This window comes from Anabaena sp. UHCC 0253 (genome assembly GCF_009712085.1).
Classification (GTDB): Bacteria; Cyanobacteriota; Cyanobacteriia; order Cyanobacteriales; family Nostocaceae; genus Dolichospermum.
On record NZ_VILD01000004.1, the window covers coordinates 212,298 to 224,300 of the forward strand.

Sequence of the window (12,003 nt, forward strand, 5' to 3'; positions counted from 1 at the left end):
TAAAATCTAAAATCCAGCAAGCGATTTAACGGTTTACTGCTGCTGCTTCCCGTGCTGCTGCCGCTTGATCTGGGTGAATACCTAAGCGTGTTAGGTTAATTCGACCCTTATTGTCAATTTCTCGCACTTTGACAATCACCTCATCACCAACAGCTACTTCATCTTCAACCTTGCCAACTCTGTAGTCAGCGAGTTGAGAAATGTGAATCATCCCTTCTTTACCGGGCAAGAATTCCACAAAAGCACCAATAGGTATAATCCGAGTCACACGACCGATGTAAACATCTCCTTCATGGAGCTTACGAGTCATGCCCTGAACGATGTTCCGCGCTCTCTTGGCCTTATTTTCATCAACTGCGGAAATGGTAACAGTACCATCGTCTTGGATGTCAATTTTTGCACCAGTCTCTTCAGTAATACCCTTAATGGTTTTACCACCAGGTCCAATAACCAGACCAATCATGTCAGGATCAATCTTGATCGTTAACAAGCGTGGGGCATAGGGTGAAGTTTCTTCTCTGGGTGTGTCAATAGTCTGGAGCATTTTTTCCAGAATATGTAACCGCGCAGGTTTGGCTTGGTTGACAGCTTGGGCAATTACTTCTAAAGGCAAACCAGATATTTTCATATCCATTTGCAAAGCGGTAATTCCAGTATCTGTACCGGCAACTTTGAAATCCATGTCACCTAAGAAGTCTTCAATGCCTTGAATGTCGGTAAGGATTCGCACTTCGTCCCCTTCCTTAATCAAGCCCATTGCTGCACCACTCACAGGTTTGAGAATGGGGACTCCGGCATCCATCAGGGACAGGCTAGAACCACAAACTGAACCCATTGAAGTCGAGCCGTTAGAAGAAAGCACTTCCGAGACTACGCGAATTACGTAGGGGAATTTGTCTTTGGGTGGTAATACAGGTAACAATGCCCGTTCTGCTAATGCACCATGTCCGATTTCTCGTCTACCAGGGGCGCGTAATGGTTTGGTTTCGCCTACGGAGAAGGGAGGGAAATTATAGTGATGCAGGTAACGTTTGGTTTGTTCTAGTTGCAAGTCATCGTTGAGGTTTTGGGCATCTCCAGGAGTCCCAAGGGTACAAATTGAAAGTACCTGGGTGAGTCCTCGGTTGAATAAGCCGCTTCCATGTACTCGTTTGGGTATAATCCCAACCCGACACGATATAGGACGAACTTCATCAAGTTTACGACCGTCAACACGCACATCATCTTCAACAATTTGGAGGCGCATGAAGTATTTGGTAATGCTTTTGAAGGTATTACCCAGGGCTTTAGAGTTTGCTGTAGCAGCCATGCGAATCGGATCTTCTTCCGATAAAGCAGCGATTTCAGCAGAGATACTATCTTTAACTGCATCTAAAGCAATATCACGATCAGTTTTAGTTAACTCAAATTGCGCCAAGATTTTCTTAATCTCATCACTAGCGCGATCGCGGATATAGTTTTCTAAAGTTTGATCTACTTCTGGTGGTGCTTCTTGGACAAGTTTTAGACCTAGTTCATCCAACAAATCTAGCTGGGCTTGAATTAAATCCCGAACAGCTTCGTAGCCAAAATCAATCGCCTCGATAATATCTCTTTCTGGCAACTGATTTGCACCCGCTTCCACCATGATCACACCATCTGGTGAACCGGCTACAATTAAATCCAAATCCCCCGCTTCAATTTCTGCGTAGGTAGGGTTAATAATAAAATCATCACCCACTAAACCAACCCGAACTGCGGCCATTGGTCCATTAAAAGGGATTTGGGCAATCAAGGTAGCAATTGAAGCACCCGTTACTGCTAATACATCGGGGGGAACTTGCTCATCCATTGACATGGTTAATGCCACAACTTGCAAATCATCCCGCAACCATGAAGGGAATAAAGGACGGAGTGGACGGTCAATCAGACGACTGGTAAGAATTGCCTTTTCCGGTGGACGACCTTCCCGGCGCATAATTCCTCCCGGAATTCTTCCCGCTGCATACAATCTTTCTTCGTAATCTACGGTCAGTGGCAAAAAATCAATGCCTTCCCGCGCTGCTGACCTGGTAGCTGTCACTAAAACAGTTGTATCGCCTGATTGTATCAAAACCGACCCACCTGCTTGGGGGGCTAGTAGGCCAACCGTTAGTCGAATATCCCGTCCATCAAAGGATATTGACTTTTCAAATTCTGCCATTCAGTTTTTTTCCCTTCTCTTACGCTATTCTCACTCTGTGGCAATCCTAACATTTATGGACTCTAGACGGCTTCTGTAACGAATAAACATAAAACAAAATTCCTGAAGTTACCCTGACAACAGGCTTCATATCTGGGTTTTTCATCTAAGTTCTATTTTTGCTGAACCATGTTAATAATATTAAATCAATCAATTAAGATGCAATTAACTGTATAATAATTCCCAAAAATTGTCCGATGCTTTACTCTGTCATTAAAAAGGAATGATAAAAAAACTTATGTCATTTTCTTGACAACTCTTTTCTCAGTCCTGGATCATAAATTCGTGTTTTGTTGACAAAAAAGAAAAGTATTGATCTGCTATATTAAAATTAAAAGAAACCAGTTCACCAGAACTTTCAAATTATGATCAGTATTAATATTTCTTTACCTGAGTCAATAAATTGGCAAGAATATATTCATTCAGATCCAGAAATTTTGTTAGGTAAGCCTACTGTGAAAGGAACTCGTCTTTCTGTAGAGTTTTTATTAGGATTATTTGCTGCTGGATGGTCACAACAACAAGTTTTCGATAACTATCCCACACTCACACCAGAAGGATTACGCGCAGTTTTTGCATTTTCTGCTGATTGTATGCGTGAAGAAACTTTATATACTATCCCATTATCAAATCAGGCTAGTTGATGATATTTCTCATTCATTAGGAATTATCTAATTTATTAAAAAATTCATTAAAGAATTCTTCGGCTTTTTTTCCTTTACCTTGCTGCATTTGTTCTAAGCCTAGTTTAATACCTTTTAAAGTTTCTACTAACTCAGCAGCATCTAATAGTTCTTGATAAGATTCTGCGTCTTGAACAACTAACTCGGCTTTTCCGTTGACAGTGAGAACTAAAGGATGTTTTGTTTGTTTAATCCGTTGTACAAATTCAGTGGTATTCCGTTTAAAGTCAGTAAGGGAATGTATATCTTTAGCAAGGTTAATCATGATAAATAATTAAATTAGCATCTAATTCAATGTTAATTTAACTTGGTTGTGTTTGTCAATGACATTTTGTTAATTACTTCATATAATAAATTTAAATAGTATAAATTAATGACCGTAAAAACGATATGTCACTTAACGATTTCAGAGCAGTATTTCTTCCCTATTGCCTTCAGAAACAACCGGATGGGAGATATGTAGTTCTTAATAGGCGATACAAGCCACTGGGTTTTAATACCAGAGAACATATAGAGTATGAAGACTATCCTATTTGTGTTAAATTGAAAGGTATAGGTTCAGCAACGGCAGCAAAACTATCTTGGAATTGTGATTCAAATACAGACATAATTTATCTGTACAACGATGATTGTTTTCCAACAAAAAGTTCGGAAGATATGCAAAATTATCTTAAACGCTTAGAGATATTAGCAAAACTTAAAGTTGATTCGTGAGGTAATAGTAATTAGTGTCTGCAAAAGATATATTTCACGACGCAGTAAAGAAAGCTTTACAAAAAGAGCAGTGGGTGATTACAGATGATCCACTAAAATTTAAATTTGGCAACGTCAAATTCAATATAGATTTAGGTGCTGAGAAATTAATTGCGGCTGAAAGAGAAAGTGAGAAAATAGCAGTAGAAATCAAAAGTTTTATTAATCCTTCCGCTATTACAGACTTTTATGCTGCTTTAGGTCAGTTTCTCAGCTATCGTCTGGCTTTAGAAGCTCTTGAACCAGATCGTATACTATATATGGCAATTCCATTGGAAGTTTATCGAACCTTTTTTCAGCTTGAGTTTACACAAGTCGCACTAAAAAGATATCAAGTGTTACTAGTAGTATATGAACCAGATAATGAGGTGATTGTAGAATGGATAACATAGCCAAATATCGAGAATATATTCAAAGATTACTCACAGATTACGCCAAGGATGATATTTGCACCAACGAAGTAGATGTTGAACTCATCTTTGATACAGAACGCGACCATTACCAGTGGATGAATGTTGGTTGGGAACATTTAAATCGCGTTTATATGACGGTGATTCACTTCGATATTAAAAACGGCAAAATTTGGTTACAACAGAATTTAACAGAAGAAAATCCCGCCGAAGATTTAGTAAAAATGGGTGTTCCTAGAGAAGATATCGTGTTGGGTTTACATCCTCCTTATAAACGTCCATATACAGATTATGGAAGGGCTTAGAGAATGCGGTTGTACCATCTTTTCCAACCAACCGATAAACCGCAAACTCAACCGGGGTAAAAGATGACGAAAATTAATTAAATAGGGGTCATCTTCATCTTGTAATTGATCTGTTTCTGTTGATTTAATCCCTATAAGTTAATATTTGTTGCTAACCAAGTAATTCTACCACCTTCGCGGTTGCGTCCTAGTTCTCTAATAACCTGATAGCCTTGTTCTTGGAAGCTGCTCATATTTCTAAGAAAGAATAAGTATAATAGTGTATTTTGATTTTACTATAAGTAGGGGTAGTTAAAAATCAGGCTGTAAAAGTTTTGGTTCAGGCTAAGGTTTGTTACTATTTAAGTTGGAGGGACAGATTCAGGATCTTCCGCTCTAGTTTAAGATGCGACATAAGAATCCAAGAAATAATTAGTATATTTAAACATGGCAATTTTACACGGAACTTGGGTAATAAATCATCAAACTAGCTATTTCTTTATTTGGGGAGAAACTTGGCGTTCTTCACAGGTACATACTGAAGTGTCTGCTGAGATTCCTTTACATCCATTGGCTATGACATCAGGGGAATTAAATGAATGGTTAGAAGCATCTAATTTATCAATTGCTAATTTAATTCAGCCTGCTACTAATAGTAAACAAAGAGTTCAAACTAAATCAGCAACCGAAACAAAATTACCTCTTCATTCACAAATAGTTTCTTTACCAACTAATTTTTTAAAAAATAATAAATCAAAACAAATAGCTATTTCTCCAGCACATTCTGTCAGCGTTGGTATAGACTCCTCCTCTTCACAATACTTACATCCTTGGAAAATTGATGGTTTTTGTCTTCCTCCAGCATTAGCAATTAAATTTCTTTCATCTTTACCCCTAAGTGAAACTGATAGTAAAGCAGCTTTATTAGGAGCAGATATTCGTTTTTGGGTACATATCTACCGCTGGCATTTAGATTTAATTTCTCGTTGTAAATTTTTACCAACAATTGAGAAACAAGATAGTAATTTAATAGCGAAGTGGCAGGTAATTTTAGATAGTGCTGTAGATGTCACTAGGTTAGAAAAATTCGCATCACAAATACCATTAGCTTGTCGCACATATCAACAAAATACCGAAAATATAGCAACTGATTTACTGTTAGCACCTCAAGAAATAATATTATCATTTCTCAACATAATTACAGATCATCAATTGCGGTTAATGGTTGGTTTTCAATCTTCCCTTGAACCAAGAATGATGATGTCTTTACCAACTGCATTACAGCAATGGTTACAAGGATTAATTAATGAAAATAATACAATTGATGTAACAGGAGGAGAACGTCTAGAAGCCACATTAAAAGCTTGGACTTTACCCTTACAATATCAACTCACAGGCAAAGCATTATTTAGAACTTGTTTTCAATTACTTCCTCCAGAAAATGAAGAACCAAATTGGATTTTAAAATATTTTCTTCAAGCCGCAGATAATTCAGAATTTTTAATAGACGCAGCCACAATTTGGCATCAACCTGTAGAAAAATTAGTCTATCAAAATCGCACAATTGAACAACCCCAAGAAACATTTTTGCGAGGTTTGGGTTTAGCTTCTCGGTTGTATCCAATAATTACCCCCAGTTTAGAAAGTGAATCTCCCGAATTTTGTCACCTGACACCCATGCAAGCTTATGAATTTATCAAAGCTGTAACTTGGAGATTTGAAGATAGCGGTTTAGGTGTAATTTTACCTCCTAGTTTAGCTAATAGAGAAGGTTGGGCAAACCGCTTAGGTTTAAAAATTAGTGCCGAAACTCCGAAACAAAAATCTGGACGTTTGGGTTTACAAAGTTTATTAAACTTCCAATGGAAATTAGCAATTGGTGGACAAACAATTTCTAAAACTGAATTTGATAAACTGGTAAAATTAAATAGTCCTTTGGTAGAAATTAACGGTGAATGGGTAGAATTGCGTCCTCAAGATATTAAAACTGCTCAAACCTTTTTTACTTCCCGCAAAGAAGAAATGTCACTTTCCTTAGAAGATGCTTTACGCATTAGTAAAGGAGACACCCAAGTAATTGAAAAATTACCTGTTGTCAGTTTTGAAGCTTCTGGTGCATTAGAAGAATTAATCGGGGCATTAACTAATAATCAAGAAATTCAACCTTTAACTACACCTCAAAGTTTTCGAGGAGAATTACGTCCTTATCAAGAAAGAGGTGCGGGTTGGTTAGCTTTTCTAGAACGTTGGGGTTTAGGTGCTTGTCTTGCAGATGATATGGGATTAGGTAAAACCATCCAATTCATCGCTTTTTTGCTTCATCTTAAAGAAGAAAATGTATTAGAAAAACCAACTTTATTAGTTTGTCCGACTTCGGTTATGGGCAATTGGCAAAAAGAAGTCAAAAAATTTGCCCCGACTCTCAAAGTTTTAGAATATCATGGTGATAAACGTCCTAAAGATAAAGCATTTACAGAAGCAGTCAATAAACACGATATAGTAATTACTAGCTATTCACTCATTCACCGGGATATTAAATTATTAAAAACAGTTGAATGGCAAATAATTGTTTTAGACGAAGCCCAAAATGTCAAAAATTCAGAAGCAAAACAATCACAAGCAGTCCGACATTTAGAAACAACATTTCGGATTGCTTTAACAGGAACACCTTTAGAAAATAGATTACAAGAATTATGGTCTATTTTAGATTTCCTTAATCCTGGTTATTTAGGTAATAAACAATTTTTCCAAAGACGATTTGCCATGCCGATTGAAAAGTATGGTGATGCTGCTTCTTTAAATCAATTACGTTCCTTAGTTCAACCTTTTATTTTGCGTCGGTTAAAAAGTGATAAAGACATTATTCAAGACTTGCCAGAAAAGCAAGAAATGACTGTTTTGTGCGGATTGACTTCTGAACAAGCTACATTATATCAAAAATTAGTAGATGAATCTTTAGTAGAAATTGAATCTGCGGAAGGATTACAACGTCGGGGGATGATTTTAGGATTATTAGTGAAGCTAAAACAAATCTGTAATCATCCGTCTCAATATTTGAAATTAGCAAGTTTAGAAAAACATAATTCAGCTAAATTACAACGACTAGAGGAAATGTTAGATGAGGTGATATCAGAAGGCGATCGCGCTTTAATTTTCACACAATTTGCTGAATGGGGTAAGTTACTCAAACCGCATTTAGAAAAACAGTTAGGGAGGGAAATACTCTTTTTATATGGAAGTACCAGCAAAAAACAAAGAGAAGAAATGATTGATAGATTCCAACATGATCCCCAAGGACCACCAATTATGATTTTATCTTTAAAAGCTGGTGGTGTAGGCTTAAATTTAACTAGGGCAAATCATGTATTTCACTTTGATAGATGGTGGAATCCCGCAGTTGAGAATCAAGCTACAGACCGAGTATTTAGAATTGGTCAAACCCGCAATGTTCAAGTTCATAAATTTGTTTGTACTGGAACTTTAGAAGAAAAAATTAATGACATGATTGAAAGCAAAAAACAATTAGCTGAACAAGTTGTAGGTGCGGGTGAAGATTGGTTAACAGAAATGGATACAGACCAACTTCGTAATTTATTAATATTAGATCGGAATGCAGTTATTGAAGAAGATGAAGTTTAAAAGATCACAAAGTAGTGACAATTACATTGCTGATGATGTATATTCCCTAGTAAATCCTAACTTAGATAACAATATGAGAGAAAATATAGACCATGACCGCTTGTTCAAAGAACTAATATCAACCTTTTTTATAGAATTTATAGAATTGTTCTTTCCTCAAGTGTTGGAATATATAGACCACGAATCAATTACATTCTTAGACAAAGAAATTTTTACTGATGTCACCGCTGGAGACAAATATGAAACTGACTTGATAGCCAAAGTTAAATTTTTAGGTCAACCTTCTTATTTTGTGATTCATATTGAAGCAGAATCAGGTGCAAGAGCGAAATTCAATCAAAGAATGTTTCGTTATTTTGCCAGATTAGATGAAAAATTGGACTTACCAATATATCCGATAGTTATATTTTCCTACGACTCACCCAAAACCGTAGCCGTAAATAACTATCAAATCAACTTTCCTGATTTTGAAGTGCTAAAATTTAATTATCAAGTAGTGCAACTCAATCAACTCAACTGGCGAGACTTTTTAATTCGTCAAAATCCAGTTGCATCTGCTTTGATGTCAAAAATGAGTATAGCACCAGAAGATAGGCCAAAAGTCAAAGCGGAATGTTTAAGGTTATTAGTCACCTTAAAATTAAATCCAGCTAAAATGCAATTAATATCAGGTTTCATTGACACATATCTGAGATTGAATAAACTAGAAAAAGAGAAATTTCAAACAGAAATAGGGACATTAATAACAGAGGAAAAGGAGGAAGTTATGCAAATTGTCACCAGTTGGATGGAAGAAGGAATTGAAAGAGGAATTGAAAGAGGAATTGAAAGAGAAAAAAATTTAATTCTTCGTCAAATTAATAGAAAACTTGGACAAATTAATCTAGAGTTGGAAACCAAAATTAGAAGTTTAAATATAGAAATCATTGAAGCTTTAGCAGAGGCAATATTTGATTTAGATACTGTGGAAGATTTGCAAAATTGGTTAGATAATCTTTGATATATGAGTAATGAAACCTTACAAGCGAGTCGGGAATGGTGGTCACAAAGGTGGCTAGATTTACTGGATTCTTACAGATTTAAAAAGCGATTAGAACGGGCAAGAAATTATTCTCGACAGGGAAATGTTCTGAGTATTAAATTCAAAGGTGCAAAGGTATTAGCGAAGGTACAGGGGAGTGAAATAGAACCTTACAAAGTTTCTCTCTCGCTTGATGCTTTTAGTGATGAAGAATGGGGTTATGTTGTGGAAACAATGTCCCAAAAGGCGCTTTTTGCTGCTAAATTACTGGCAGGGGAAATGCCACACAATATTGAAGACGTTTTTATCAGTAACGGTTTATCATTATTTCCCTTTACGCTGGGTGATGTTCACAGTAAATGTTCTTGTCCTGATAAAGCCGTTCCTTGTAAACATATAGGTGCAGTATATTATCAATTAGGCGATCGCTTTAGTGAAGATCCTTTTGTATTATTTCAATTACGTGGACGTACCAAAGAGCAAATTATCAGCGATTTACGCCAATTACGCAGCACTAAAAATGTAGAAAATATCCAGGAAACAGCGGAAATTCAAGCAGAAATTTCTGAACATCAATATCCTGTTAAAATAGATGATTTTTGGCAATATAATGAGCCATTAGAATCGTCTTTAGTGGTAATTTCACCTGCTGTAAGTGAAACAGTATTAGACATATTAGGAACAATCCCTTTAGCAAAAGATGAGGAAAATACAACTAAATCACCAGCAAGTGAATTAGTGATGAAATATTTGCAAACAGTTTATCAAGATGTCAGTCAAAAAGCTTTCTTAGCAGCGATGAATGTGGGAGGAAGTTAGTCAAGTATTTGCTATTTTATTTTCATACAAATAGCAACAATTACATTTTAATTTAATACTTACTTATTGGTTCAGGGAGAAAGGCAAAGAAACAACCTTTAACCTTTACCCAAATCAACTTAACTAATTGTCAAATTTCAAGTCTTGCTCTAATTGCACTGCTTCATTTAATAATGAATTAGTGAAGTTAATACTTTTTAAGTAAGTTTCACAAGCTGCAACTGGTACTGTCAATATATCGCTCCAGTCTTGTTCTGCTTTGTGAAAACCTTGAATTTTTAAGCTATTTGCCGAAGATAAATCCCCACATATTATCCCTAATTCTTGGATTGGTGATATTATTAATAATTCATCAACTAACCCATAATAATAATCTCTAACTGTTAGCAAATAGTCATAAATATGACGTGATAATCGGTTGCCAACTCGTCGAGCTAAATTACAAGTTAGTGCGGGAACAATATGCCACGTTTCAGCTAAAAAATCTTGTTTAAATCCAGATATTTGCGAAGGAATTAGCAAATCAACATCACTAAGAAAATCTATTTCTTCTGATAGCAACATCACAGAAACAATCAGCCATTGATCATTTGTATCCATGAGTGGTTCAGGTTCTTTAACAATCATTACATAACGTGGTGGTGAGTTGCCAGCTAAAAAATTTTGTGCTAAGAACGAGTAAAAAGTCTGTTGTTCTTCATCTGAGAACTTGAGGGGACTTTGTACTAAGCGACTCACTTCCCAAATTTCTCCGGGTTGTGGGGTTAACATATTACACCATTACCTACTTAAAATTTAGATTCACTCAAGTTTACACCCATATCTTTAGTTTCCCAACAGAAATGAGTGATCAACTGGCTTATATTATTTAACGTATGAACGCTTGCAAATATCAGGATTTTCTTTAATTTTGATGAGAAGGTGACATTGTATTAACTTACCATTGCTTTGTTGAGCGATCGTATTCTCTCTTTTGCTGACGAGTTTCTGGCAATTGATGCTTGACATCTTCAACTTTAAACAATTCTAATGACTCGGCAATCCGTGCTAAAAGTTCCTGCCATCGCTTGGATATTTCACTCTGACTAACTCTTAATTCACCAGCTAGTTGAGTCTGTGTTTTTCCATCAATTTTACCTTGCCATAATTTGAGATAATTTTGGCGCGGATAGCGTTGTTCTAGTTGATAAATTGCCTCGATCGCTTTAAAAATTAAATCTGCCCGTTCTGCTGCTTCTAAGATGTTAAATTCATCAGAAATAGTATCTAAGAGAGTGATATCTGTGCCAGGAATGTTGCAATCTAAACTTTGGCAGTTTCGCAGATTTTCTTGACGAATAAAATCAATGATCGCATATCGAGCTACAGTCGCAGCCCAGCGATAAAATTTTTCTAATCCTCCTTCTCTGAATTTTCCAGATTGAAGGCACTGGAAGACTTTTAAATGGGCAGTCTGAATAGCATCTTCCCAAGAGATACTTGTACCCCTAGTATATTTGCGAGCAATTTTTTCTAATCTCTGAAGATAGTTTGAGTCAAGAAAAATCTCTGAAGAATAAGACCATGATTTTTGAACTGGTAACATACAATACATCCTGGTTTAATAAGCTAATATTTAAAATTCGCAAATTACTGAATAAAAGGATTATTTTTGTGACAATTGGAGCGTAAATCAAACTTAATTGAATAACGCCATCACCAACAAATTTGTAAATTCAGTATTTATAGTTTTTTAAACTAAGGGGATATAAAGACTGTTAATTAACACCATATAAATTTATGGGTTTTAAACCAAATCTTTCTTCCCTAAATTTTTCCCCTACACTGCATATCTCACAACAACCTCGTAGATGGGTTGCGGTTTCTTTCACGTTAGGGCTTGGTCATCATCAAATATTCAATCATTGCATTTAGCAAGATAATGCTTCACTGAATATTTTTCTTTCGATTCTTCCTATTTAAGTCCCAAGGCCAAGATAGCTAACATCGTCTAAACAGTAGAGATGATATTTATACTTTTTTTATTACTTCAGATAGAGGAAAAATATAAATTATATGATTATTCGGAAATGCGCTCCAAGAAATTTTCTAATTTCAGAATATTTTGCGTCGAGTATTCGTTATAGAAAGTAGGAACAGTTGATCATCTAGTTCATATTTACTCTTCTGTTAA

Annotated in this window: 10 protein-coding genes; 6 read left to right on the forward strand and 4 right to left on the reverse strand. The window is 35.9% G+C overall.

Annotated features, from left to right (window positions below; translation table 11 throughout):
* Nucleotides 1–25: 25 nt before the first annotated feature.
* A complete protein-coding gene (locus tag FJR38_RS12855) occupies nucleotides 26–2,182 on the reverse strand; it encodes a polyribonucleotide nucleotidyltransferase (protein ID WP_168537416.1) in 2,157 nt (718 codons plus the stop codon).
* Between the two features lie 404 nt (nucleotides 2,183–2,586).
* Here FJR38_RS12855 and FJR38_RS12860 point away from each other — a divergent pair, with 404 nt between their 5' ends.
* Nucleotides 2,587–2,865, forward strand: a complete 279-nt coding sequence (locus tag FJR38_RS12860) for a DUF433 domain-containing protein (protein WP_174763992.1) — start codon at nucleotides 2,587–2,589, stop codon at nucleotides 2,863–2,865.
* Nucleotides 2,866–2,881: 16 nt separating this feature from the next.
* On the opposite strand, the gene FJR38_RS12865 is transcribed toward FJR38_RS12860, so the two are convergent.
* The gene (locus FJR38_RS12865) at nucleotides 2,882–3,169 is read right to left on the reverse strand and encodes a type II toxin-antitoxin system Phd/YefM family antitoxin (RefSeq protein ID WP_168537418.1); all 288 of its coding nucleotides are present in this window, start codon (nucleotides 3,167–3,169) and stop codon (nucleotides 2,882–2,884) included.
* Nucleotides 3,170–3,632: 463 nt separating this feature from the next.
* On the opposite strand from FJR38_RS12865, the gene FJR38_RS12870 reads away from it, so the two are divergent.
* The 5 genes from FJR38_RS12870 (at nucleotide 3,633) to FJR38_RS12890 (ending at nucleotide 9,830) form a co-directional block, all read left to right on the forward strand.
* Nucleotides 3,633–4,049, forward strand: a complete 417-nt coding sequence (locus FJR38_RS12870) for a XisH family protein (protein ID WP_168494600.1) — start codon at nucleotides 3,633–3,635, stop codon at nucleotides 4,047–4,049.
* Nucleotides 4,037–4,372 (forward strand): XisI protein, encoded by a 336-nt coding sequence (locus FJR38_RS12875; protein ID WP_168494602.1) that lies wholly within the window; start codon nucleotides 4,037–4,039, stop codon nucleotides 4,370–4,372. The genes FJR38_RS12870 and FJR38_RS12875 overlap by 13 nt, the downstream gene beginning before the upstream one ends.
* A 426-nt stretch (nucleotides 4,373–4,798) precedes the next feature.
* Entirely contained in the window at nucleotides 4,799–7,990 is a 3,192-nt protein-coding gene (locus FJR38_RS12880; RefSeq protein ID WP_168537420.1) for a DEAD/DEAH box helicase, read from the forward strand.
* A gap of 73 nt (nucleotides 7,991–8,063) precedes the next feature.
* Complete coding sequence (locus tag FJR38_RS12885; protein WP_168537716.1) at nucleotides 8,064–8,990, forward strand: DUF4351 domain-containing protein; 927 nt, start codon at nucleotides 8,064–8,066, stop codon at nucleotides 8,988–8,990.
* 3 nt (nucleotides 8,991–8,993) lie between these two features.
* Complete coding sequence (locus FJR38_RS12890; RefSeq protein ID WP_168537422.1) at nucleotides 8,994–9,830, forward strand: SWIM zinc finger family protein; 837 nt, start codon at nucleotides 8,994–8,996, stop codon at nucleotides 9,828–9,830.
* Nucleotides 9,831–9,953: 123 nt separating this feature from the next.
* Here FJR38_RS12890 and FJR38_RS12895 read toward each other — a convergent pair whose 3' ends face one another.
* Both FJR38_RS12895 and FJR38_RS12900 read right to left on the reverse strand, forming a co-directional pair.
* On the reverse strand, nucleotides 9,954–10,601 hold the full coding sequence (locus FJR38_RS12895; protein ID WP_168537424.1) for a hypothetical protein: 648 nt from the start codon (nucleotides 10,599–10,601) through the stop codon (nucleotides 9,954–9,956).
* Between the two features lie 166 nt (nucleotides 10,602–10,767).
* Entirely contained in the window at nucleotides 10,768–11,415 is a 648-nt protein-coding gene (locus FJR38_RS12900) for a sigma-70 family RNA polymerase sigma factor (protein ID WP_168537426.1), read from the reverse strand.
* Nucleotides 11,416–12,003 lie beyond the last annotated feature (588 nt).